We start from the raw sequence: 24,688 nt of genomic DNA, 5'->3' as shown, positions 1-24,688 counted from the left end.
TCGATGACGCAAGCAGACGAGCAGTGAGATTTGGTGGCTTCCTCTCTTTGTGGCGGACGTCCTGCTCGCGTGTGCTCTCTCTTTCCAAATAACTTTTCGATTTCAGGAGGAAGTTCGTGTCAAGAAAGATTTTCATTCTGGCGGTCGTACTGCTCTTCTCCGGGCTCCCTGCTACACGCTGTTTAGCCCAGGTGGTGACCGGAACGCTCGTTGGCGTTGTAAAGGACCAGACGGGTGCAGTCGTTCCAAACGCAAACATCGTAGTGACGGAGACCTCCACGAACGTGCAGCGTTCCGGCACCAGCACTTCGAGTGGCTATTACACATTTACATACCTGTCGCCGGGTAATTACGATGTCAAGATAGACGCTGCGGGCTTCCAGCCACTTGTTGAAAAGGGCATCACGATCTCTGTACAGACCGTCTCCCGTCTGGATGCAGTTCTAAATCTTTCCGGTACGTCGACCGCCGTTCTGGTTACGGCTGCGCCTCCACCACTTCAAACGGAAAACGCCGAGGTCAATCTGAACCTGGGGAGCCACGAAGTCAATGACATCCCATTGGAGTACCGGCAGGCGGAGGGCCTGGTGGAGCTATCGGCTGGTGTAAATATTGACTCCGGAGGCACACCGAAGGCCGGGGACCCTGCAGGCACGATCTGGTACAACGCGAACGGACAAAGCGTTTCCGCGAATGGCACCGTGATCGATGGTGTCGACACGCGTGACCCGATGGACGGCGGTACGGCTTATGTCCCGGCGCCGGAGTTGATTCAGGAAGTCCACGTAGCTACGAGCAACTACAGCGCTGAATTCGGCCGTGTGGCCGGAGCTGTCATCAATATCTCCACGCGTCAGGGAACGAATAACGTTCATGGCTCCTTGTGGGAGTACAACAGGAATGCAGCTTTCGAAGCGAAGAACTATTTTTCAGGCAAGCTGCCGGTTCCCCCGCTGATCTATAACGACTTTGGTGCGGTTGTTGACGGGCCGATCCTGAAGGACAAGCTCTTTTTCACGGCATCCTATAGAGGACAGCGCAACACCGCGACGGCGGTCACAACCACGACCGTGCCCCGACCCGAGTTTTTCACGGGAGACTTCAGCGCAGTTCCAGGTGCGCTTCTCTATAACCCATTCACCGGCAATCCTGACGGCACGGGACGAAAAGCGTTCGGCAACAAGATCCCGAGCAACCTGATCACCCCTCAGGCCGAGGCCATTAACAAGTATTTCCCGGCGCCTACCAATCCTACGGCGATTACCAATAACTACACGTGGAACGCTCCTAATACCTTTACGGCAGATACATACTTCGGACGTGGTGATTATCAGTTGAGTGATTCCACAAAGCTGTTTGCCGAAGTTGCCAATCAGAACACCAACTTCTTGTCGAGCACAGCGCTGCCCCTTCCAATCGGAGCAGGACAGAGATCGAACGACACAGTGTGGGCGCCGACGATCAATCTAACGCACAGCTTCAGCCCGCGTCTGCTCACAGAATTTCGGGTGGCCTATGACTACTATGGTATTCACTGGCATGACGCGAATGAAACTTTGTCCAACTCCGATGTGGGCATCGCGGACCCGAGTCCGAGCCCCTTTTCCGATAAGGGGCTGGCTCAAATCAATGCCGGTATCACGATCGGCGGGCAGATCAACTCCCCGGCTGACGTCATCAGTCATCTATCTCAGTTCATCGATACTTGGACGAAGCAGCTTCCGAACCAGACCCTCAAGTGGGGAGCTGAGTTCCATCGCTATTCATTGATCCTGGCAGAGGCTTACAATACCGGCTTCGGTGGGAGAGGATCGTTTTACTTTGAACCGGCCACGACCCAGCTGAATCCGGCGAAGGGCAACGCGCAAAGCTATGGGGCCTACGGAAGCTACATCAACGCCTATGCGGCCTATCTGCTCGGTACCCCGCAGGAGACCACGCGTGCCTACCTTACGCAATCCCAGCGCATTCGCCAGAACCAGATCGAAGCCTTCTTTGAGGACACCTGGAATGTAACGCCGAAGTTGACGCTGGATCTGGGAATCCGCGAAGAGTTCTATGGACCGGGAGTCACTAAAAATCAGGGTGGATCCGCGCGATATGACTGGACCGACAACAGCCTGTACGTCTCGGGTTACGGCAAGAATAATCTTGCGGGGAATGTTGCAAACCAGTCTCTTGTAGAACCCCGCATCGGCTTTGGCTATCAGCTTCAGAATGGGGCGGTGCTTCGTGGTGGCATTGGGGTGAGTGGATGGTCGGGCGAGTATGGCTTTACTGGATCTCAGCTGACCGGAAATTTCCCCACGCTGGCAATCGTCCAGCAGGGTGTCGTTAGCGGCTATGGATATAACGGAACATTCAATAGCATTCCGGCTGCGCCGACGGTGCAGATTCCTGACAATGGCATCATCAACCCTGCTCCCAATCTAGTGTTCATCACTATGGATAAGCATCCCAAGATGCCCTACGTGGAATCTTGGAATCTCTTCTATGAGAGGTCAATCAAAGCAGGATTCAACTTCGATGTTGGATACGTCGGAAACGTAGGGAAGCATGGGCCCTTGAATCTTGCCCTCAACGCAGCCCCTCCAGGAACTGGATCTGCGGGACAGTTCCTAAACGCAAAGTTCGGCCGCACTGCCACGACAACTCTGCGCGGCCAAATCAACAGCAACAACTACAACGCGCTGCAGGCGAACTTGTCGCGACGATTTTCCAACGGACTCTATTTGCACGCCGCCTACACCTACTCCAAGGTTCTGGACATCATCAGCAACCAGGCGGGAGCGATGGACAACATCGATCTCTCGCGTAATTACGGGCCATCGAGCTTCGATACGACGCACAACTTCGTAGTCAGCCATGTCTACGAACTGCCCTTCGGGAAAGGAAAGACATTTCTGAACAAGGGCGGCCTCTTGTCGTTCCTCGCCTCGGGATGGCAGACGAATGGCGTATTCCGCATGCAATCGGGCAAGCCGTTCACTCCTACAGCAGTAGCAACGAGCTGCAACTGCCCCGGAAACAGCCAGTTTGCTGAGCAGGTCAAGCCCATCCATTATCTGCATGGTATTGGGTCGGGCCATCCCTGGTTCGATCAGTCCTCCTACACAACACCGCCAGCCAATCAGTTCGGGAATGCGGGCGTGAATTCGATCCGCGGTCCCATGTTCAGGCAATATGACTTCTCTCTGTCCCGCACATTGCAGCTTGGAGAGCGGTTCAGGATTATGGGGCGGGGCGAATTTTATAACGTTACGAATACGCCTTCGTTCAATAATCCCAGTACAGGTGTGGATACCCCTTCGACCTTCGGCATCATCACTAGTGCCAAGCAGAACCAGAGGGTCGGACAGCTAGCGCTGAAGCTCCTCTTCTAACTCATTCCCGCCATCATGTGTCAGTCCCGGTCACCCAACCGGGGCTGATACCTGGTACACGGCAAAGAGCCGACAGCGATTTCATCCCTTTGTCGCTGTGCGAGATTTTCATACAACGTATTAGAGGAGTATTTGTGGCAAATGTAACAGCAACTCTGTCTAAGGTAAGCTCAATGGTCAGGAGTCTGGGTGCAGTGTGCTTGATCTGCGTGTCTGTTCCAGGTGGACTCATGGCATCAGCTGCGTCGGCTGAGACCCCGAGGAGATTGAAGGTTGGGACCTCGGTCCAGCTCAAAGACGTGACTGCAGAAAAGATGAGATACGCCAAATCGGTGGGCATCGACTACATCGAAATCGGCATGTCATCCATCAAAATGGATCTCACGGGTGATAAATACGTCATACAGAACAAAGACGAAGTCATAGAACTGGTGAGACAAGCGAAGCAGGCAGCAGATGATGCCGGCATAACCATCTGGTCCGTACACATGCCTTACGGCCCTAAAATCGATTTGTCCCTCCCGAATGAAGATGAACGCCGGAAGGTGGTTGAACTCCAGAAGGAAATCGCACTGAATTTTGTTTCGGTCCTGCACCCGAAGATAGTTCTGTTCCATCCCAGCTTTTTTCTGCCAAGAAGCGAAATGGAGCCCAGAAAGCAGCAGCTTATTAAGTCTTCTACGGAACTGGATCAGGTCGTAAACCTGATCGGCGCAATTATGGTGCTTGAGAACATGAATGACGCGCACGAACAGCACATGGTGCTGATGCAGACAACCAAAGACATCGTAGAGATGATGAATCTCGTACCGCACGACATTTATTCGGCCGTGGATCTGAACCACATCGGTCATCCTGAGCAGGTGATCAGGGCTTTGGGAAAACGAGTAAAGACTCTGCACGTGTCAGATGGGACCGGCATCCAGGAAAAGCATTGACTCCCATGTTCGGGCAAAGGAGTCAACAACTGGGTCGCGGTCCTTTCCGCTTTGAACGATACCGGCTACTCTGGTCCGTTTATGTTTGAGGTCGCCCGCACCGAATACTCGGATTTTAGAGAACTGACCGCCTGTTATGACAAGATGTACGGCGATTACGTCAGTGCCCTATCGGGAGGGTAAGCATGATTGGCAGAAGAAGATTCCTGAATACGATCGCACGAGGGATATTTCTATCAACGGTCGCTCCGAGGGTTTTCGGGGAGTCCCTGTCTACCCTCACCGACACACACTCGTCGAACCTGCGTTGGCTCCAGATTCCCAGTCCGCATCTTGAGGTTAATGGCCTGCCGTGGTTTGCGGAGAACGGAGGCGAGCTTTCGCGCCTTCCCGTCAAGCTGAAAGAGAGCTTCCGAAAGCCTGTATGGAACCTGGCACAGGATCCAAGCGGAGGCAGGATTCGCTTCCGTACCAACTCCACTTCGCTGGCGGTCCGGCTCGAATACCCCCACGGCCCGAGCATGACGAACATGCAAGCCTTCGGCCAGACCGGCGTCGACCTCTATGTAAACAAGAACACGTATTGGGGCACTGCCATTGCAGGTCGCGATTCTAAGCCGGGGCTTGTGCAGAACCATTCTTTTTATGAGGCTCAACGGGGTGTAGATCGTGAGATTACGCTATATCTTCCCCTCTATGCGCCGGTCAAGGTACTCGGGATCGGTGTCGATGCAGATGCAAAGATTTATGAGCCGAGATCCTTTGCGCTGAACAAACCCATCGTTTTTTATGGAACATCGATTACTCAGGGAGGCTGTGCAAGCAGATCGGGCATGAGCTACGAAGCTATTTTGGGCCGCTCGCTCAATGTTGACTTTATCAATCTAGGATTTTCGGGCAATGGCATTGGAGAACCGGAGATGGCCGGTGTCGTCGCGAGCCTCGATCCCGCTGCATTTGTCTTGGACTTCGCTCATAACAATCCAACGGTTGAATCGCTTAAACAGGCTTACGATCCTTTCATTGCGGCCATTCGTAGAGAACATTCACAAACGCCCATAATCCTCATGACTCCTATCTATGATGCACACTTGGAATGCTGGGCTCCTCGTCCCCTCCTCGATGAGATGAGGACGTTAATCCGACAGGTCGCTGCACAACGAATTGCAGCTGGAGACAAGAACCTTCAATTGGTTGAAGGGACGGATCTACTCGGACCTTCTCAAGGAGACAGCTTGGTTGACGGTGTACATCCGAATGACCTCGGCCAGAAGGCGATAGCGGAGGGATTGGTACCGAGAATATCGAAAATAATAGCGTCCGAACCAATTGTGTGACCCCAGTCCCTCCAGCGATCCTGAAGATCCATACGGGTTTTCATGCCAGACACTCGCAATCGACGATTTCAAGATGCCGCTAGCTCCGTTGGCGCAGAACAGTCCTGAACTCAAGCAAGTTGAAGCGGCAGGGTTCGATAATTTTCATCAATGAGTGGTGGAGTACTGGAAGCAGAGGGTCGATGCGGGCGTCCAGATCACGGTCCCGGATGAGAAGGCTAATGCGCTGTTTCGCACCTGCCTCGTGAATGATCTACTGGCGTTGAACTATGACGGGCAGAACTGGATTCAGACTGTCAATCAGCTTCACTACCACAATTTTTATCTGCGCGATTCTGCCGACTTTGTTCGTATGTACGATGCGACGGGCTATCCGCAGATTGCTGCACAGGTGCGTCCCGTCCATGAGCTACACAGCCGCCGTCGAGGCTTACAAAGCGGAATATACAAAACGCTATCAGGAATATCTGACCACCGGAAAGACGTTCGTGGAGCAATAAAGTGCTCCCACAGGGTTTCCTTATTCACAGGAGACAAATGGCAGCAGAGAAAGCCGACGATTTTTCGCCAGTTGATCAGAGTCAAACAGGACTGATGTATATGTTGAAAAAGAGGATTATTCATTGCGCCTGAAATTATCTTTTGCCTCATGCTCCGTTCGCTTGTTCTCGGTTTGCCTGTTAATAGGTTCTGCTTTGGGTCAGGCCCCGTCTTCCCAGACGGGAAGTTCAGATTTCAAAGTGGCACCTCCGAAGGATGAAGTGCTGAATGCAGGAAAAACGGCAGTCTCGGGAAACGCGCCCGTATCCCAGGTGGGCAGTCCGGACCGGACAGTGGGGCCTCAACAGGACGGTTCCATCGTCGCATCGAATAATCAGACGCTGACACCGGCAGGGAAGATCGTTGAGCTTGGCTCGCCTGTGCGCGCCAAGGCCATTGCGCTGAACCCGAACAGTAAGACCCAAAGCGCGGCCGTACTCATGATGGGGTCACCGCAGCCCATCATCGTGTTCAACACCGTAACGGGGCAGGTGCTTCAGCGATTCATTCCAGCGGACGCGACGGCAACCTCTCCCAAAGAGCTAACCGCAGGGTCCTTCGCTGGAATTACTTATTCTTCCGACGGCAGGAAGCTCCTCTTCAGCCAAGACAACAATTACGTTGTCATCGCAAACGTGGACGGGAAGACTGGCCTTCTGACTAACGAGCAGAGAGTAAGCCTTCCTAAACCGCCTGCGGACGGACGTCCCTACCACAACGCAAAGTCCATCAATCCGGGAGGCATTGCTTTCTCTGAAGACAACAAGCGCGCCTATGTTGCACTGAATGCGGCAAACACTCTCGGCGTTATCGATCTCACGGTTTCTCCTGCGAAGCTCATCGCGCAAATACCTGTAGGCAATGTTCCGAACAGTGTTGTTGTTCGCGGCAAGTACGCGTACGTCAGCAATGAGGGCGGACGACCGGCCAGCAGCGCTGACTTCACGAACTATTCGGACGGCACACCCATCGTCGTAGACCGTAAGGATGCCTTCACCCTCACCGGTACAGTATCTGTTGTGGATCTCACTATCGGCAAGGAGATCAAGACGATTCAAGTCGATCTGCACCCGTCCGGCATGACGATCTTCGGCTCCAATCTGTATGTGGCGAATGCCTACAGCGACAGCCTTTCGATCATCGACCTGCAGACCGACAAGGTTGTGCGCACCATCAGTCTTAGCGTCCCGATTGCGGGTGGAGCATTTGGCTGCGGGCCGGATGGCGTTGCCGTAACCGGCGACGGGAAGGCTTACGTAACGTTGGGTCAAGCTAATGCTCTGGCTGTCGTCAATCTTCAGGGTCGCGATGCCAATCCAGTGATCGGGTATATCCCGACTGCGTATTTCCCGACCTCCATTGCCTATGACAAGGCTCAGAAGCAGCTTGTGATTGCGGACGACAAGGGCCTGGGATCAAGGGGTATCACCAAGACCAAGGACGGTGTTGTCGGCTACAACACCCATGCCGACATGGGCGTCGTCAACCTGATCTCGGAACCAAACGCGGGTGAACTGGCGCGGTTTAGCCGCCAGGTATTCAACAATAACCATTGGGACCTGACTACGAACATCGAGGTTGGCAAGGAGTACATCGATCCGCGTGCTGTGCCAGTGGCAGTCCCACGGCACATCGGCGAGCCGTCTCTCATCAAGCATGTCTTTCTCATCATCAAAGAGAATCGTACCTATGATCAGATGCTGGGCGATGTGGCGTGGGGCAACGGCGCTCCTGCGCTCGCGGTCTTCGCGTCTGCAGTGCCGAATCAGCATGCAATCGTGAGACGCTTCCCGCTGATGGATAATGTCTACGCTCCAAGCCGTCAATCGTCCGATGGCCATCCATGGATCGGCATGTCAGGCTCGTTCTATTCCAACGACATCCTCTCGCCGGACTGGATTCGTTCCTATCCAGGAGGCGATGCCAACGATCCGCTGACCTATACGCCCAGGGGCTTCTTATGGACGGCCGCGGAGGCGAAGGGGCTTACGGCCAAGTTGTATGGTGAGTGGAGTGACGGCACCAGCATTGATAGAAAGGCGGACGGTTCAGCCTACACATGGAGCAACTTCTATAACACATCGCTGTGCAAGGAGGGCAAGGCTCCTGCTTCAAGCTGCATCGTCCCGGATGACGCCGTTAGAGTCACTTCTTCGATCCCATCGGCGGCAAAGATTATGGACCCGCACTATCCGCCATTCAATCTCGATATTCCTGACCAGTACCGCGTCGACTACTGGATTCAGGATTTTCAGCGGCTCGATGCAGCCAATCAGGTTCCAAATCTGACGATTCTGTGGCTTCCGGATGACCATACTGCCGGAACTTCGAAGGGCCATCCTTACCCGGTGAACTACCAGGCAGATAATGATCTCGCTCTCGGTCGCATGGTGGAAGCCATTAGCCACAGCAAGGTTTGGGTGCAGTCGGCTATCTTTGTGGAGGAAGATGACTCGCAGTCTGGGGCGGACCATGTTGATGGTCATCGTCAGCCTGTATATGTGATCAGCCCCTACACAGTCCCGGTACAGGCGCCGGGGCAGGGTCAGGTGATTCACACTACCTATACTGCGGAAAATATCAATCGCACCATCGAGAACATTCTCGGAATGGAGCCTTTGACTCAATTCGATTTGGTGGCTTCACCGATGTTCGACACTTTCCAGAACACCCCGGATCTGACTCCTTACGACCATCTGGCGGCGGTGATTCCGCTCGACCAGGGGCCGGGAATTCCCGGTAGTGAGTCGGTATCCTCCTACAGCCCGATGGAGAAGGCCTGGCTCAAGGCGACGGCTGAAGTGATGAAAGGGAAGTATGACAAGGCAGATTCAGTCGACCCGAATTTCTTGAATCATGTGACCTGGTATTCGGCTACCGGTTGGGCACGCCCCTATCCTGGAGAAAACGAAGTGCTGATGCCTGGACCGTTCGTCAAAGCTGCAAAAAAATACACCGACGATGACGATGACTAGAGCATTACTTCAAAGTAGGCTCAGATACTTCACCCCTCTCGCCGGCAACGCGTAACGAAATTTTCCCAACATCTTATAGTTCAACTAGTGCACTAGTCATTTGGATAGGGCTATGCGATCCATCACTCTACAGCAATCGTGACATCATGTAGAGTCCGATTACGTCCAATCCTGATGACTTCGCTTGCTACCTTGATTGGGCTATTGCCGCCTCAGTGCCGTTCCTATCGCGGTCGCCGGTCTCGTCATCAACCTCACAGTCGTGCCAGTCACCATTCTGCTTCTCGCATTGGATTCGATACGGGGAGACCCACAGGAAAACACTCCCGCCGGGCAAGAAGGAGAGCATTCGGCGTCGCCCCGCGGTCTTAAGCCTCAATTTTAATTCCCAAGCTCGCGGAAACTGTCAAAGAACCGATTGTTTGGGCGCCGGTTCTCGCTTTCATCATTGTGCTATGCGGGTTGCGCATTCCTCAAGTTGTCGTGCACGCGATTTCCCTGCTCGGGCAAGCATCTGAAGGCGTCGCCCTGTTTGCCTGCGGGATCGTGCTTGCAGCCGGAAAAATTGAACTCAATAAGTCGGTCTTGTTCTTCGTATTCCTGAAAAACATCCTGCAGCCTGCCCTGGTCCTGGGTGGTTTGCGATGGGTCAGTTATAGCAATCCCATTGTCGGCGAGGCGGTGCTGACGACCGCGCTTCCAGCCATGCCGATTGTGATTATGTTTGCTCTGCAGTACCGCATCGCACAGGCTGAAGCAGCTTCCGCTGTGTTCCTCAGCATGATCGGCGCGGTCGTCACGATGGGGATCTTCATCGCTTTAACCCACTAAACAAATTAACTCGCTTATTAGAAACGGAGGCTGGGATTGCCAGTGCGTCGCCCCTCACCCAATCGCCTGGATATCGGTTGGATGGGGGCGGCGCGATGCACTCATGGAGTTTCGATCTCCAATGTCAGCGGAAGCGGCGGAAGAACTGCCGGATGTCGCCAACGAGGAGGTCTGGCACAGCGAGCGCAGCGAAGTGGCCGCCGCGCTCCAAGGTGGACCAGTAGACAATGTTGTTTGAACGTTCGGCGATCTTCCGCACCGACTGGAAGTTGTAAGGTAACAGAGCGACGCCAGTGGGGATCGGGTTGAGCATATCGGGAGCGCCCGCACCGCTCCTCGCATCCTCCAAATACCAGCGAGCGGACGACTCGGCCGTCTTCGTGAACCAGTAGATCGATACGTTCGTAAGAAGCGTATCGCGGTCCAGCGGCTCAGGCGGCCCATAGCGGCCAAGCCCCATCATCGGGTCGCAGATCCAAGCGAACTGGCCGACCGGCGAATCCGTAAGGCCGTACGCCAGTGTCAGTGGGCGGGTCTGGTGAACTCTCTGATGGCAAGAAAGGTTATTGAAGCCCGCCATGAACATCATGCGCTCCCTCTCCGACTCGGTGAGATTGTCCAATTCGCCCGGTGCACCGGTCGGAAAGGCCCAGATCTCGAGGACGTGGATGCCGAGCAGCCCGTCGCACTTTTGAATCCCCATCTGGCGCGAGATGAATGAGCCCGCATCGCCGCCATGCGCTCCGTAGTGCGCATAGTCGAGACCGTGCATCAGCGTATCCCAGCCCTTGGCAATGCGTGCGCTGTTCCAGCCCGGCACCTGTGTCGGGCCCGAAAAGCCGAAGCCGGGAATTGAAGGGACGACGACGTCGAAGGCGTCGGCCGGATCGCCGCCGTACCGGCGCGGGTCGGTAAGCGGGCCGATCATCGCTGCGAAGTCGGCAAAGGTGCTTGGCCAACCGTGGGTTAAGATCAACGGCTGCGCGTTCGGCTCAGGCGAACGAACATGGATGAAGTGGACCGTTTGGCCGTCTATGGTGGCCGTGAACTGCGGGAAGGCGTTGAGCATCGCCTCTTGCTTCCGCCAGTCGAAACCATCCCGCCAATAAGCGATCATCTCCTTCGTCCAAGCGAGATCAATGCCATAGTTCCAGGCCGAACCAGCGATTGTATCGGTCCAGCGGGTGCGGGCGAGCCGGTCCTTGAGATCACTGACGTCCGTCTCAGAAATGTCGATTTTAAAGGGCTTTACGTCCAGCCTTTCCGACACGTTCGCTTGTATTTTTTCTGTTGCCACGTTGATTCTCCTCAGCCCATTTGAGCTGGGTTCAACACTAATCAGAATTCCGACTTGTCGTAATTCTGAGGCATAATCAAATTTCTATGTACGACCCAATCATGCGCGTCTTGACCTTGCTTGAGATTCTGCAGGCTCGCGACCGTGTGACTGGAACAGAACTGGCGGAACGCCTTGAAGTAGACCTTCGCACCGTTCAACGCTACATCGTTCGCCTCAAGGATCTCAGTATTCCCATCGAAGCCGCCCGCGGCGTCGGAGGGTGGTACCGCCTGCGGCCGGGGTATCGTCTCCCGCCTCTGTTGCTCACCAACGAGGAAGCATTCGCGCTCTCGCTAGGCCTTCGCGCTCTGCGTCAGATCGGCCTGTCAGCCTTTGCGCCTGCCACTGAAGGCGCGCTGGCGAAGCTGGGGCGTGTATTACCCGAGACGCTGCGTGAAAGTATCCAAACCGTTGAAGATGTGGTTGCCATTGAGCCGGGTCCCTGGGTCGTTTCCACGTCCGTCGATTCCCTCATCCGGGCCGCCTCAGCGATACGCGCATCGCGCCGGGTGCGCTTTGGCTATCGATCCCATACAGACGTTAGCTCGCGCCGTGAGATTAAGCCCTACGCCGTCTTACATAGCGAGGGGCGCTGGTATTTAATCGGCTACTGCCTCTCGCGCAAGGCTCTCCGCACCTTCCGTCTGGACCGTGTGATGGACCTCGAGGTCTGCGCTGCAATGTTCCAGCGTCCTGCCAACTTTGACGCGCGCAGCTACGTAAATCAGCGCAGGCCCTTCATTGAATTGGACTACCAGATCGACGTCTGGATCGACATGCCCATCGAGGAGGCCGAGCGCACATTTGTACCGATGAGAGTTGCCACCGAAAAGGATCGGGATGGTGCGCGCCTGCGCTGTGGGCGCGATCGTCTGCAGCCTTTTGCCGCCATGCTTTTGAGCATGGGACGCCGGATCGTAATCCACCAGCCTGCTGAGTTAGGAGAAGCTTTTAGAGAGCTCGCCCGTCAGGCACTCCTGGCGGCACAATCATCAGCAATCGAGGCAAGGACATCCACCGATTAGAGCTAATCGGCGGATGAGCACATTAACACGGCCTCAATGCGTGCATTGGCCTGATATCGCCGGTTGAGAACGGGAAGAGCCACCTGTCTGAGAAGGGGCTTATCCGCCAAAACTGACGTGACACCGACCTCCTAAGAGTGCACTCCGCAGCAAGCCTTCGAGTCCGAAGCAAGCGTTACAATGACAGAAGCGCGAAGGGGGTCGTCCGCTCCTATGAGCGCAGGAGCGAGCGTGACCAGCCTATGCCTCCCTTGACCTTTGAAGAAGCGAGAAAGCGGGTTGGGACGCCCGGCATCAGCGCGTCGTTAGCTGCGGCTGGCGGCTTTCTGGATGGCTTTACCTATGTCGGACACGGACAGGTGTTCTCCAATGCCATGACAGGCAATGTGGTCCTTCTCGGCATCAATTGCCTGTCGGGGTCCTGGCATACGGGCTTTCGCCATCTGCCTGCGATTCTCGCTTTTCTGATCGGCACAAGCGTGTCCGATGCGATTCAATTGCACCCAAAACGTCGCGGGGTCAGCGCTCCCTATATTGCCGTTCTTGTGCTGGAAATCGGTGTCCTAACGATTTTGAGTCTCCTGCCCGCAAACACGCCGGATATCTTTTTCACCACCAGCATTGCCTTCGCCGCCTCAGTACAGGTACAGACCTTTCGTGAAGTCGAAGGACACAGTTTCAGTTCCACTTTTACAACTGGCAACCTGCGGACGCTTTCTGACGCGGTATTCGCTTGGTTTTTCGAAAGCCATGCCGCGGAAAAAGCGAGGGTAGCGAAGGTTTTTTCTGGAATCTGCATGGCCTTTTTGGCGGGTGCGGCGGTCGGCGGCTATGCTACTTATGCATTCGGCAACCCAGCTCTCTGGTGCGACATCCTGTTGCTGGTTCTAATCGCAATCGGCGTTAGATCCCGCCTGCGGCTCGCACCAGCTACGTGGAACCGACCAGAATCGGGCGATGCTCGCGTAGATGAGATTCCCTCCGAGATTCCTTCAGCATAACCATAAGTCGGCAGATTCAGCAGGCATAGATACCCTTCAATTCAAGAATCGGTGCTTTTGCACGGCCCCGGTTCTCAAAGACTGACAAATCGCCGAGTAACTCATCGACAACCGATGGGTCCGATAAGCGTCTCGTGGAGGGTGCGGCGTATTTGCGCTGGGTGGCGGCGTATCGGTTATCCAGCATTGCCGGGCTAAAGTAGGAAATGGAAATGACAGAGTATGGAAATCATGGAAAGTCATAATACCGGCTTCCCACCTTTGTGAAAATCCCTTCGGGATTCCCACATTTTTACGGCCTCGACCACCGGATATGTCTCTCGGCCCTCAATTCAAAACATCGCGACCGCAAGGGCTTGTAACGCATGTCTCAGGTCCACAACGTAACGTATGTTCCGCTACACTCACCTCCTTTCGATGGCAGGCGCGTTTCAGACCTCGACATCGCGCACGAAGGATCACGTGGCCGATGAATCGGCATGATACTCCGCGCTTGCGGAGGACTGCGAGTATCCTTGAAGATTCCCTAGGGCTCTCTAAGCGGAGGTGCGGCAGCGGAGGTTCAAGGCCGCGTGGGCCTGCCTTGACTTGACTCTCTGTACCAGCAGAGCGTTACTGGACTCAAATCACTCTTTGAGAGATGAATGAGTCCGACAGCTCAGATTCTTGAACGCCTGCCTTCGCTGGACCGAGCCGATCTGCTGGATCTTTGGAAACGGAACTTTGGACGAGCTGCATCGTCTGGTCTTCGCCGCGAACTGATGCTTCCTATACTTGCGTTCATCTGGGACGAAGCTCGTTCGTGAGTGGAAGGGCAAGATTCACGAAGTGGTGGTCACCGCGGATGGATTCGAATATCAGGACAAGATCTACAGAAGCCTTTCTCCGATAGCTTGTCGTATCACCGGCACTCACTGGTCAGGCCCAGCGTTCTTCCGCACGAAAGGTAAGCAGCGCGAATCGAAACTCGTTGACAATCATCATGCGACGTTTTCAGAATCACAATGTTGCGGTGCGGCGGCAGAACCTTCGTGTCTGGTTGTTTCTAGGAGCCGATTAAGCGACTCAACGTCCCGCAGGGTCACGTACTGGGCGAGGTCACGCTCAAAGACGACATCCAGAACCCACTGCAACCCGACACGCAACTTCTTCTCAAGCCTCGGTAACTTCATTAGGTAGACGGTTCGCCACAGTACCCACCCGACAGCTCCGGAAAATTTGAAACCGAACATCCTGGCAACGCCAGTGCGCCGGCCGATCGTCGCGAGCTGCCCGAGCATCTTGAACACGAAGGGCTTTGCATGTTTACCCTGCAAGCGGGCGTAAATGTTCTCACCGGCGCGCCGCCCTTCGCGAAGCGCATGCTGGGCGGTCGGAGGGTAAGGAAGGTTTGAAGTCGGGTCGATTATCGCTGCACAGTCGCCTACCGCCCATACCCCGGGAGCGCCGGGGACTTCCAGTGTGGAGTCGACGACTACTCTCCCACTCTGGAGTTGGAACGGAAGGTCTTTAAGGATCGGGCTGGGCGAAACACCTGCAGCCCATACCAACGTGTCGGCTGGTATAGCTTCCCCGTCACTACAACGCACGGCCCCCTCTGCATAGGCGATAACTTTGGCCTCAAGTTTGATCTCGACCTGACGCTCCCTGAGCTTTCCCTGCGCATAAAGGCCAAGCGCCTCGCCGAGCTCAGGAAGTATCACCTTTCCGCTGTGGATCAAGACAACGCGAACTTCGCGCGGATCAACCCGGCCATAGTGCGGGAGGCTCTCATGGGCGAGATCGTTGATTGCCCCGACGGTCTCTACGCCCGCGAAACCTCCGCCTGCTACTACGAAGGTGAGCATCCGCTTGCGCCGATCAGGATTCAACTCGACACTCGCGGCTTCCAGCCTTGCGATGACACCGGCCCGCAGCATCACCGCATCGCCAAGCGTTTTGATGCCAAGCGCATGTTCAGCCACGCCTGGAATTCCGAGATAGTTCGTCTCGGAGCCAAGAGCCAGAACCAGATGATCAAACGGCAACTCTCGGGTAAGCGCACTGGTTCCGTAGGAGATCGTCACTTGCCTTCCCACAAGGTCGATCGCTTTGACATCCCCGCTCAAAACGGTTACACGCCGAAGCAGCTTGCGAAGTGGATTGCAGATGTGGGCCGGATCGAGATCGGCAGCTGCCACCTCGTGAAGCATCGGCGTAAAGAGAGTGAAGTTGTCCCTGCTGACGAGGGTGACCTCGACATCGGCGCGTTTCGCCGCAGTACGATCGAGATATCGCGCGGCCTCAACGCCGCCGAATCCGCCCCCTAGGATGACGACTCGTATTTTTCCGGTTTTCGTATTAATTTCTTGCGCCATGTTCAAATACCTCAAGTCTCGATGTGTTTCCTTGAATTTTTGGCGTGACTGTCCAGAAGCATCTCTCGGATCCTCCTGATCCAGCTTGAGAAGCTACGCGTTTACCTATTCGTTTTCTGTCGCGAATGCCTGATCGATGGGTACAGGCGAGATGTGGTCGAGATAGTTGCTGATGGTCATCAATGCGATGCCAATCAGTAGTTCCATTACCTGTTCTTTCCGGTAACCGGCGGCGATGAATCTCTGAATAGATTTCTCACTTGCGTAGCCGCGCTCGCGAACGATTTCCTTCACCAGTGTGACAAGCGCATTGAGCTTCGCTTCGGGAACCGGAGTATTGTTTCGGATTGCGGCGACAACCTCCTCGGGAGTGTGTGGGAGCGCACCTCTTGCTATTGCGGAATGTGCTGCAGCACAGTACTTGCAATCATTCTCGACGCTGGCGGCAAGCAGAATAAGTTGCCGCTCCCTGGGCGGAAACGAGCCCTCCTCCCAGATAGCATGGAGCGCACGATAGCCCTGCAGAACCGTAGGGCTATTGGCGAAGATGGCCATCAGGTTCGGAATGAAGCCATACCACTTCTTGACCTGTTCAAGAATCGGCTTTGACGAATCGGGTGCAGTTGCGATGGTCTGTAGTGCGAAGAGTGGTTCCTTTGCAGTAGCCATACGGGTGTTTCTCCTTAGTTGTGGTAGATCTCATTGCCAGCGAGCCGTCTTGTCAGCAGAGCTGGGTTATCCGGCTGTGCGCAGGTAAGCCAGACGATGGATGGCGCACAACTAGCAAAATCAGCAGGCGAAAGCAGTACTCAGGACGGCTATGTGGCATCTCCTCCAACCTTGGTTTTCTCCTTCGTCAATAAAAAGGCGTATACGTCGAGTCGAGTTGAGCAATTACAAAACCTTTCCACAGTGATTCCAACTCACAGCGACAGACGTTGCTGGAGTCGAGTAGCGGATCGTCACGCCTGGCGGCAAAGGACTGAATTCCTCAGGGTTGAGGTTTGGCTCCGAATAAGTAGTCATGATGTGATGGACAACTCGTTCACAGCGCTCGCGAGCACTTCGTTTGAGGAACTCACACGGATCGTGCTTTCGGCGAAATGCTGTGCTGCTCCCTCTCGTTACGGTCCCTCATACGTTTCATAGACACAAACAGGAGCGGTCCCAGCACTGAACGCAAATGGCACTCAGAGCCGGTAACATTTTTTTCCACTACTTCCCTCGTAATCAGAGTCAATTTGTAGCTGGTTCCATGTGTACTTCCCTAAAGGAGTCGTCCAATCCATGGCTGCTCATCTAGCCACAAATCGGTTGAGATAGTACCAATCAGTACCGTACAAAAGAGATGAAGATGATTGCTCCTGAGATTCAGCAAAGACGCCAAATTTTGCAAGGGGAATAGAATGAGGCGGATATGGCCAGACGAAATTGCCGGACTCGATCCGGAAGAGGAAGAGAAACTGCGGACGGATCGCCTGCTGCATGTCGCTGCAGAGGTGTTCTTGGAACTCGGTTACGAGGGGACTACCTCATCGGGAGCGCTTTGAATGCGATGCTGGGATGAGGCGTCGGCCGGTGCGACCGGAGCCAGGTAGCGATTTCCCGCGCGACTGATGCGAGACGCCTTCCTTATTGAGCTTCCCGACATTTCATGCGCAGGATCAAGACCGCTGTGCGCAACCGATTCCCACACCGTGAGGCCTGACGGCAGTGTAGACAGTTCCGCGAGCAATTGCCTCGCGCTCACCTGCGCGACGCCAGGAATGTTTTGGGGACCCTAGCCCGAGACTCATTTAATACAACAGTGCGCCTTGATTGGGGCAATCTCCATGGGGTTACCTTCGCGGACTAATGCGGCGCGCGATTCTCTTTGGGGAGTATCTCCGCGAGCATCGTCGGAAGGATGGATTCCAGGTATTCCGGCGTGAGCAGGCCTGGGCTAAATAGATGATTAAGGGCGAAGCCTTCGAGGACGGCGCTAACGGCGAGCGTGATTCGGCCGATTTCGTCTTCGTTGAGTTGCCTGAACCTGAAGTCGGCCAAATCCTTGAAGCCTTCCCTGTGGCTGGAGATGCTCGCTTCAAAGTGGCGCTCGGATAGTTCCGCGAGCATCTCTGGATGGCGAAGAGCAAAGAGTTTGAATTCGATTTCAAGCAGAATCGATTTCGTATCTCGCACTTGCTGCGCAATCCTGGTATAAATCGCGCGGTCGAGGGCCTCCGGCGCCTGTATCTCCTTGAAGATATCCCGAACCTCGCCGAGCTGGCGACCCAGGACGACCGTGCGGAGCGCTAAGAATACCTCCGTTTTATTGGCGAAGTTGGCGTAAAAGGCTCCCCTGCTTCGACCAGCCTCTGTGGCGATGTCCTCGATGCGGCTTGCCTCGAAACCGTCGCGGGCGAATACATCTTCCGCAGATTTGAGGAGGGCTGCGCGGGTGCGTTCGGTGCGCAGTGCCTGGCGGGAACCGGTGGGGGAAGGCGACTTCGTGGATAGTGGTTTCTGGGACCGGGTCATATTTTCCATAATTTCCTGAATCCAATCTTACGTCCCAAACATATATACGTTCATGTATGTTTACAAATGTGATGTTTTCTTCATCACGTTCTGTTGCGAGGGCCAAGAACCATATGTCAAGCCGTAGAAGTGTCTCCAAAGCGATGATTCCTTATGCCACGATGAGCGCAGTGTTGCTGCTTGCTCTAGAGGGCTGTAAGCCCGGTGGGCCGCCACCAGGGATGGGAGGCCCGGGAGGTCCCTTGCCGGTGCAGGTGATGAAGTCTGCCGAACAGGACGTTTCCGTGAGTGGTGAGTGGGTGGCGCAGACGGATGGCTACGTCAATGCCCAGATTCAGCCGCAGGTCTCCGGTTACCTGATCCGGCAGGATTACAAGGAAGGCAGCGAAGTGCGGAAGGGTCAGGTTTTGTTTGAGATAGACCCGCGGCCGCTCCAGGCAGTTCTTGATCAGGCGAACGGGACCCTCGGCCAGGCGCGTGGTCAGCTTGCCCAGGCGCAGGCCAACCTGGAGCTTGCCGAGATCAATGTGCGGCGGGACACTCCCCTTGCGGCCAGTCATGCGATCTCCCAGAGCACCCTCGATAGTGAAGTGAAGACGGAGCAGGCCGACAAGGCTGCAGTCGCCCTCCAACAGGCGGCGATTGCCTCCGCCCAGGCGCAGGTCGAGCAGGCGGCGCTCAACGTCGGCTTCACCAAAGTAAGGTCGCTGATCGATGGAGTTGCGGGACAAGCCGTAATGCAGGTGGGCAACCTTGTGAGTTCCAGTTCGACGCTGACGAACGTCTCGCAGCTGAATCCGATCAAGGTGTACTTCGCCATCAGTGAACAGGAGTATCTGGCTTTGATGGAGCAGGCAAAGAAAGGCGGCCACAGGGATCTTCTGAGCGCCAGCAGCACCATGCCGCTGAAGCTGACGTTAGCCAACGGGCAGACGCTCCCACAAACCGGCCGCATCGTGTTCGTGGATCGCGGCGTAAGCGCCCAGACGGGCAGCCTACGGATTGCGGCCGCCTTTGCCAATCCTGGAAATGTACTGCGGCCGGGACAGTTCGGCCGGGTGAGCGCTCAGACGCGGGTGCTGCAGCACGCCGTGGTGGTGCCGCAGCGTGCGGTGAACGAACTGCAAGGCATGAATCAGGTGTATGTGGTGGATAGCAACAACGTAGCGCATGTGCACACGGTGAAGCTGGGCACGCAGGTCGGACAAAACGTGGTGGTGCTAAGTGGACTCGCAGCCGGTGAGACCGTGGTCAGCCAGGGTTTGGACCAGGTGAAGGACGGGGCGAAGGTGGTGCCGCAGCCTGACCATTCCGCGGCCCTTGTCTCCCCCAGTTCCGCGACCGCAGCGGATCGACAGGGGAACTAGCCATGTCAAATTTCTTCATTCGCCGGCCCATCGTGGCCATGGTAATCGCCATTCTGATGGTGATCGGCGGGATTGTATCGATCCTCAGCCTGCCGACAGCGCAGTTCCCGAATATCGTGCCGCCAGAGATTCAGGTGACGGCCACCTATCCCGGCGCCGATGCAAAGACGCTGGAGCAAGCCGTCGCAACGCCGCTCGAGCAGCAGATGAACGGCGTGGACAACATGAACTACATGCAGTCCACCAACGCCAGCAATGGGCAGACGTCGCTCACGGTGAACTTCGACGTCACCACCAACTCGGACACCGACCAGATCCTGTCGCAACTCCGAGTCTCGCAGGCGCAGAGCCAGTTGCCTTCCGAGGTGCAGGTCCAGGGCCTGACGGTGCAGAAGTCCCTCACTTCGCCTCTGATGCTGCTGACGATCTCGTCACCGCGCTCGACCTATGACGCCACGTTCCTGGCCAACTATGCCTACATCAACCTGGTGGACAACATCACGCGTGTGAAGGGTGTTGCGCGCGTACAGGTGTTCGGGGCGGGCCAATATGCTCTGCGGGTGTGGGTGAAGCCGGACCAGTTGGCCAAACTCGGCGTTACCGTGACGGAGATTACCAATGCGCTACAGACGCAAAACACCGTAAACCCTTCCGGCCAGATCGGCGGTGAGCCGGTGCCCAACGGTCAGGAGCTCACCTACACGGTGCGCACTCGTGGACGACTGGTGACGACCCAGGAGTTTGGCAACATTATTGTGCGCAGTAATCCCGATGGTTCGGTGCTGCATCTGAGAGACGTTGCCCGGCTCGAACTGGGCGCACAGACCTACAACCTTGGCGGACGCTATGAAGGCAAACCAGCGGCCATCATGGCGATCTATCAGCTGCCTGGCAGCAACGCGGTGCAGACCGCAAACGGTGTGCGGGCTGAGCTGGCCAGACTCTCCACCAACTTCCCGCCGGATATGGTCTCCGCCGTACCTCTGGATACGACGAAGGCGGTGAATGCCGGCATCCACGAGATTCTGGTGACACTCGGCATCGCGCTCGTGCTCGTGATTCTGGTAGTGTACGTGTTCCTCCAGGGATGGCGCGCGACGCTTATTCCCCTGCTGGCCGTTCCTGTCTCGTTGATCGGCACGTTCATGCTCTTCCCGGTGCTGGGCTTCTCGATCAATACCCTCTCGCTGTTCGGACTGGTGCTTGCGGTCGGCCTTGTGGTCGACGATGCGATCGTCGTGGTTGAAGCCGTCGAGCACCACATTGAGCAAGGGTTGAGCCCACGCGATGCCAGCTTCGCCGCTATGGCTCAGGTGTCGAGCCCGGTCATTGCGATCGCGCTCATCCTCACCGCTGTCTTCGTTCCGACAGCGTTTATCCCGGGCATCACGGGCCGCCTCTATCAGCAGTTCGCCGTTACCATTGCCATTTCGGTCATCTTTTCGGCGTTCAACGCGCTCACACTCAGCCCGGCGCTGTGTGCGCTGCTGCTGAAGCCGAAGGATAAGAATCGCAAGCCCAGTCTGCTGACGCGATTCTTCAACGGCTTCAACCATCTCTTTGGCCGAGCGACCGACGCCTATGTCAGCACCTCCGGCTGGTTCGTGCGCAAGTCGGTGGTGGCAGGGATCGTCATTCTGGGCCTGAGCGCTCTAGTGCTCCTCATCGGCAAGATGCTGCCCGGCGGCTTCCTGCCTACGGAAGACCAGGGATACGTCTTCGTCAATCTGCAATTGCCGGCTGGCGCTTCGTTGCAGCGTACGACCGCAGCGGCTGCTTCAGTGGAGAACGCACTGCACAAAGTGCCGGGGGTGCAGAGCGTGGCCTCGGTGGTCGGCTTCAGCCTGCTGTCCCAGACACAGAGTACCTACACCGCCTTCTTCTTCGTCTCGCTCAAGGACTGGGACGAGCGCAAGAGCGCAGACGAGCAGTTTACCGTTATTCAGAGCAATCTTGCGAGGGCCCTGGGCGGCATTCAGCAAGGCATTGCCTTCTCGTTCGCGCCACCGGCCATTGCGGGCCTGGGAACCTCGGGCGGCGTGAGTCTTGCGCTGGAGGATCGCAGCGGCAACAAAGATCCACAGTTCCTGACGCAGAACCTGTACAAGTTTCTGGGTGCGCTCAGCCAACGGCACGACGTGATTGCGGCGGCCATCCCCACGTACTTCCCCGCGGTGCCTCAGTTGTACGCTGATGTGGACCAGGAGAAGGTGGCGCAGCAGCAGGTGAGGCTGAGCGATGTCTACACGACGATGCAGACCTTCATGGGCGGCTCGCTGGTCAACTACTTCAACCGCTTCGGACGGCAGTGGCAGACCTATATCGAGGCCGAAGGCGGCTCGCGCACGAACATCGACGATATTGGCAAGTTCTATGTCACCGCTGCGAACGGCAACCGCGTACCTTTGAGTTCTCTCGTGAAGGTCGCGCGAACGACCGGGCCCGAGTTCACGACTCGCTTCAACGAGTACGAAGCCGCAAGCATTACGATCGTGGCGGTACCCGGGGTGAGCACGGGGCAGGTGATGCAGGCGCTTGAGCAGACCTTCCAGCAGACCATGCCGAAGGGCATGGGGATGGACTACTCCGGCCTTAGCTACCAGGAGAAGAAGGCGGCGGAGTCTATCCCGGCCTGGGTCGTTTATGCGCTGTCTATCTTGCTTTGCTTTCTGATCCTCGCAGCCCAGTATGAGAGTTGGTCGCTACCGTTCGGCGTGCTGCTGAGTACCCCGGTGGCGATCTTCGGTGCCTATCTCGCCCTGTGGGCGCGACACCTGGAGAACGATGTCTACGCTCAGATCGGCCTCGTCATGCTCATCGGCCTCTCGGCAAAGAATGCCATCCTGATCGTTGAATTCGCGAAGGAGGAATACGAGAGAGGGGCGACCATCTTTGACGCCGCTATGGCAGGCGCTCGGCTGCGCTTTCGACCCATTATCATGACAGCGTTCGCCTTTATCCTTGGGTGCGTCCCACTATGGGTAGCGACGGGAGCGGGCGGCGTCTCCCGGCAGATCCTGGGAACGGTGGTGATTGGCGGCATGCTGGCGGCCACGCTCATCGCTGTCTTCCTCGTGCCGACGACCTTCTCACTGGCCGAGCGCGTGGCGGGCCGGTTCGGGCCGGACCACTCGGGGTCGCTCGACACCCATGGGCACAAAGATGATTCGTCCACTGCAGGTCCCGCGCAGACCGGGAAAGATGGGAACCCACACAACCAAAGCAATGATCCGGCACAAGGAGAACGATAATGAACTGTGGTTTTAAACAACTCCTTGGGCTTGCGGGGCTGCTTGCGATCACCGGCTGCAAGGTTGGACCGAACTACAAGCGACCCATTTTGAACACGCCCGCCAATTATCGCGGAGGGCTTGCACCGGATGTGGCAGCACTAACTCCTGCGAATGCAACCCCGCTCGGGGCGGAGAAGTACACAGCCGTATTTACCGATCCCATGCTGCAGCAGCTTATCGCCGAAGCTCTGAAGAACAACTACGACGTGAAGATAGCCGCCGACCGCGTACTGGAAGAGCAGGCAGCGGTGGGCGTGACTCGCGCCGGCCAGTTTCCTACCCTCACAGGCGGCGCCAGCTACAACACCCTCTCACTGCCCGGAGGCCTGCTCAGCGGGCTGACGAATAACAACAGCAGCAGTTCCAGCTCAAACTCCAGCAGCAGCAACAAGCGCAGCAATACCTACATTGGCGGGTTTACCGCGTCCGCTGCGTGGAACTTGGATTTTTGGGGTTACTACCGCCGCATGACCGAAGCCCAGCGGGCCGAATTCCGAGCGACGCAATGGGCCCAGCAGACCACTTATTCTACGATTATCGAAGACGTGGCAACGGACTATTACCAACTACGCTCCTTGGATGCTCAGCTGGCCATCACACGGAAGACACTCGACGCGCGCAAGCAATCCTTGGATCTGACCAACAAGCTGTTCCAGGGCGGCTCTGACTCGCTGGCCGATGTACGTCAGGCCGAAGAGCTGTACTATACTGCGCAGGCCCAGATCCCCGACCTCCTGCGCGAGATTGAGCAGGCCGAGAACAACCTCGGCCTGCTGCTCGGCCGCAACCCGGGATCGATTGCGCGTGACATCACGGCCTCGCAGGATCTCTTGGCCAATGCTCCGCACCCGGTCGATGTCCCCGTCGGTCTGCCCTCTGATCTGCTGGAGCGCCGGCCTGACATACGCCGGGCCGAGGAGCTGCTCGTTCAAGCGAACGCGAACATCGGCGTGGCCAAAGCCCAGTTCTTCCCTACGCTCTCGCTCTCTGCTACTGGAGGCACCGCCAGTTCGCAGCTCAAAAAGGTCGTGGACTCCGACAACATCTATGTGTACGCTGCGGGCTCGCTCTCGCAGCCCATCTTCGACGCCGGTAAGATCAGGAACAACTACAAGGAAGCCAAAGCCAGGGACCAGGAACTGCTCCATACCTACCAGCAGACCATCGCCAGCGCGCTCAAAGATGTCTCCAACGCTCTGGTTGGCTACAGCAGGAGCCGCGAGTACCGCGAGCAGCAGGAGAAGCAGACGTCTGCCGCCGCGGATGCGCTGCGCCTCGCCCGCATGCGCTACCAAGCCGGCTCGACCAGTTACCTGGAGGTCCTCACTACAGACGCCAATCTCTACAGCGCGCAACTGACACTGGCATCGGTCCAGCAACAGGAAGCGCTAGCCCTGGTGCAGCTGTATAACGCACTTGGCGGGGGCTGGTAGTCCCTCCGCGCCGGGCGTGGCCGTCCAGATTCAGGAGTTCACCGCAGAAACCATCTCGGCATCGATATCTTTGCGATCCAAGCTCGCTCCGGGCACGAGATATTCTCTCGAGCATGGCGGCGCTGCCCCCGTTATCGTGGACCGTTCTGCAGATATCGATACGATCATCGAACTCTGGTTAAGGGCGGCTACTACCATGCGGGTCAGGTCTGCGTATCGACGCAGCGAATCTTCATTCAGGAGGACATTAAAGAAGATTTCATCGCCCGTTTCGCCAGACGCGTTGAAACACTCGAGGTTGGCGACCCAACCCTCTACGAGACCGACGTCGGCCCTCTCATTCTTCCGA

The 24,688-nt window shown here is 56.3% G+C and carries 19 protein-coding genes and 1 pseudogene; 15 read left to right on the top strand and 5 right to left on the bottom strand.

Annotated features, from left to right (window positions below; all coding sequences use genetic code 11):
- Positions 1-116 precede the first annotated feature (116 nt).
- From JAO29_RS17040 to JAO29_RS17010, 7 genes are all read left to right on the top strand, one after another.
- The gene (locus JAO29_RS17040) at positions 117-3,383 is read left to right on the top strand and encodes a TonB-dependent receptor (RefSeq protein WP_334269457.1); all 3,267 of its coding nucleotides are present in this window, start codon (positions 117-119) and stop codon (positions 3,381-3,383) included.
- Positions 3,384-3,517: 134 nt separating this feature from the next.
- Positions 3,518-4,321 carry a sugar phosphate isomerase/epimerase family protein gene (locus JAO29_RS17035; protein ID WP_334269456.1) on the top strand — a complete coding sequence of 268 codons (804 nt, stop codon included), beginning with the start codon at positions 3,518-3,520 and terminating at the stop codon, positions 4,319-4,321.
- Positions 4,322-4,506: 185 nt separating this feature from the next.
- Complete coding sequence (locus JAO29_RS17030; RefSeq protein WP_334269455.1) at positions 4,507-5,658, top strand: SGNH/GDSL hydrolase family protein; 1,152 nt, start codon at positions 4,507-4,509, stop codon at positions 5,656-5,658.
- 157 nt (positions 5,659-5,815) lie between these two features.
- A complete protein-coding gene (locus JAO29_RS17025; protein WP_334269454.1) occupies positions 5,816-6,253 on the top strand; it encodes a hypothetical protein in 438 nt (145 codons plus the stop codon).
- A 145-nt stretch (positions 6,254-6,398) separates the two neighbouring features.
- Positions 6,399-9,173, top strand: a complete 2,775-nt coding sequence (locus JAO29_RS17020) for a bifunctional YncE family protein/alkaline phosphatase family protein (RefSeq protein WP_334269453.1) — start codon at positions 6,399-6,401, stop codon at positions 9,171-9,173.
- A 138-nt stretch (positions 9,174-9,311) separates the two neighbouring features.
- Positions 9,312-9,545 carry a hypothetical protein gene (locus JAO29_RS17015; protein WP_334269452.1) on the top strand — a complete coding sequence of 78 codons (234 nt, stop codon included), beginning with the start codon at positions 9,312-9,314 and terminating at the stop codon, positions 9,543-9,545.
- Positions 9,546-9,551: 6 nt separating this feature from the next.
- Positions 9,552-10,004 (top strand): AEC family transporter, encoded by a 453-nt coding sequence (locus JAO29_RS17010; RefSeq protein WP_334269535.1) that lies wholly within the window; start codon positions 9,552-9,554, stop codon positions 10,002-10,004.
- Positions 10,005-10,128: 124 nt separating this feature from the next.
- Here JAO29_RS17010 and JAO29_RS17005 read toward each other — a convergent pair whose 3' ends face one another.
- Positions 10,129-11,301 carry an epoxide hydrolase family protein gene (locus JAO29_RS17005; RefSeq protein ID WP_334269451.1) on the bottom strand — a complete coding sequence of 391 codons (1,173 nt, stop codon included), beginning with the start codon at positions 11,299-11,301 and terminating at the stop codon, positions 10,129-10,131.
- An 86-nt stretch (positions 11,302-11,387) separates the two neighbouring features.
- Between JAO29_RS17005 and JAO29_RS17000 the strand changes: the two genes are divergently transcribed.
- The 4 genes and pseudogenes from JAO29_RS17000 to JAO29_RS23620 form a co-directional block, all read left to right on the top strand.
- Entirely contained in the window at positions 11,388-12,368 is a 981-nt protein-coding gene (locus JAO29_RS17000) for a helix-turn-helix transcriptional regulator (RefSeq protein ID WP_334269450.1), read from the top strand.
- A gap of 242 nt (positions 12,369-12,610) precedes the next feature.
- The gene (locus tag JAO29_RS16995; RefSeq protein ID WP_334269449.1) at positions 12,611-13,369 is read left to right on the top strand and encodes a YoaK family protein; all 759 of its coding nucleotides are present in this window, start codon (positions 12,611-12,613) and stop codon (positions 13,367-13,369) included.
- Between the two features lie 644 nt (positions 13,370-14,013).
- The gene (locus tag JAO29_RS16990) at positions 14,014-14,175 is read left to right on the top strand and encodes a hypothetical protein (protein WP_334269448.1); all 162 of its coding nucleotides are present in this window, start codon (positions 14,014-14,016) and stop codon (positions 14,173-14,175) included.
- A gap of 22 nt (positions 14,176-14,197) precedes the next feature.
- A pseudogene (locus JAO29_RS23620) lies at positions 14,198-14,248 on the top strand (hypothetical protein); the annotation flags it as partial.
- Between the two features lie 101 nt (positions 14,249-14,349).
- On the opposite strand, the gene JAO29_RS16985 reads toward JAO29_RS23620, so the two are convergent.
- The 4 genes from JAO29_RS16985 to JAO29_RS16975 form a co-directional block, all read right to left on the bottom strand.
- Positions 14,350-15,726 (bottom strand): NAD(P)/FAD-dependent oxidoreductase, encoded by a 1,377-nt coding sequence (locus JAO29_RS16985; protein WP_334269447.1) that lies wholly within the window; start codon positions 15,724-15,726, stop codon positions 14,350-14,352.
- Positions 15,727-15,831: 105 nt separating this feature from the next.
- On the bottom strand, positions 15,832-16,395 hold the full coding sequence (locus JAO29_RS16980) for a carboxymuconolactone decarboxylase family protein (RefSeq protein WP_334269446.1): 564 nt from the start codon (positions 16,393-16,395) through the stop codon (positions 15,832-15,834).
- Positions 16,396-17,242: 847 nt separating this feature from the next.
- Entirely contained in the window at positions 17,243-17,494 is a 252-nt protein-coding gene (locus tag JAO29_RS23615; protein WP_442886426.1) for a transposase, read from the bottom strand.
- Between the two features lie 83 nt (positions 17,495-17,577).
- A complete protein-coding gene (locus tag JAO29_RS16975) occupies positions 17,578-18,246 on the bottom strand; it encodes a TetR/AcrR family transcriptional regulator (protein ID WP_334269445.1) in 669 nt (222 codons plus the stop codon).
- 113 nt (positions 18,247-18,359) lie between these two features.
- Between JAO29_RS16975 and JAO29_RS16970 the strand changes: the two genes are divergently transcribed.
- The 4 genes from JAO29_RS16970 to JAO29_RS23610 form a co-directional block, all read left to right on the top strand.
- Complete coding sequence (locus tag JAO29_RS16970) at positions 18,360-19,613, top strand: efflux RND transporter periplasmic adaptor subunit (protein WP_334269444.1); 1,254 nt, start codon at positions 18,360-18,362, stop codon at positions 19,611-19,613.
- A gap of 2 nt (positions 19,614-19,615) precedes the next feature.
- On the top strand, positions 19,616-22,864 hold the full coding sequence (locus JAO29_RS16965) for an efflux RND transporter permease subunit (RefSeq protein ID WP_334269443.1): 3,249 nt from the start codon (positions 19,616-19,618) through the stop codon (positions 22,862-22,864).
- A complete protein-coding gene (locus tag JAO29_RS16960) occupies positions 22,864-24,339 on the top strand; it encodes an efflux transporter outer membrane subunit (protein WP_334269442.1) in 1,476 nt (491 codons plus the stop codon). The genes JAO29_RS16965 and JAO29_RS16960 overlap by 1 nt, the downstream gene beginning before the upstream one ends.
- Before the next feature lie 60 nt (positions 24,340-24,399).
- A partial coding sequence (locus JAO29_RS23610; RefSeq protein ID WP_442886425.1) for an aldehyde dehydrogenase family protein occupies positions 24,400-24,688 on the top strand: 289 nt, incomplete at its 3' end.

Source organism: Edaphobacter sp. HDX4, assembly GCF_036877565.1.
Taxonomy (GTDB): Bacteria; Acidobacteriota; Terriglobia; order Terriglobales; family Acidobacteriaceae; genus Edaphobacter.
The sequence above is the reverse complement of the archived record's forward strand: the minus strand, read 5'-3'. Positions and strand labels throughout refer to the sequence as shown.

What these genes read in the sequence shown, in the direction of transcription:
- JAO29_RS17030 (WP_334269455.1), top strand. Translation starts at nt 4,507, where the DNA reads ATGATTGGCAGAAGAAGATTCCTGAATACGATCGCACGAGGGATATTT.
- JAO29_RS17000 (WP_334269450.1), top strand. Translation starts at nt 11,388, where the DNA reads ATGTACGACCCAATCATGCGCGTCTTGACCTTGCTTGAGATTCTGCAG.
- JAO29_RS16995 (WP_334269449.1), top strand. Translation starts at nt 12,611, where the DNA reads ATGCCTCCCTTGACCTTTGAAGAAGCGAGAAAGCGGGTTGGGACGCCC.
- JAO29_RS16990 (WP_334269448.1), top strand. Translation starts at nt 14,014, where the DNA reads ATGAGTCCGACAGCTCAGATTCTTGAACGCCTGCCTTCGCTGGACCGA.
- JAO29_RS16985 (WP_334269447.1), bottom strand. Translation starts at nt 15,726, where the DNA reads ATGGCGCAAGAAATTAATACGAAAACCGGAAAAATACGAGTCGTCATC.
- JAO29_RS16980 (WP_334269446.1), bottom strand. Translation starts at nt 16,395, where the DNA reads ATGGCTACTGCAAAGGAACCACTCTTCGCACTACAGACCATCGCAACT.
- JAO29_RS16975 (WP_334269445.1), bottom strand. Translation starts at nt 18,246, where the DNA reads ATGACCCGGTCCCAGAAACCACTATCCACGAAGTCGCCTTCCCCCACC.
- JAO29_RS16970 (WP_334269444.1), top strand. Translation starts at nt 18,360, where the DNA reads ATGTCAAGCCGTAGAAGTGTCTCCAAAGCGATGATTCCTTATGCCACG.
- JAO29_RS16965 (WP_334269443.1), top strand. Translation starts at nt 19,616, where the DNA reads ATGTCAAATTTCTTCATTCGCCGGCCCATCGTGGCCATGGTAATCGCC.
- JAO29_RS16960 (WP_334269442.1), top strand. Translation starts at nt 22,864, where the DNA reads ATGAACTGTGGTTTTAAACAACTCCTTGGGCTTGCGGGGCTGCTTGCG.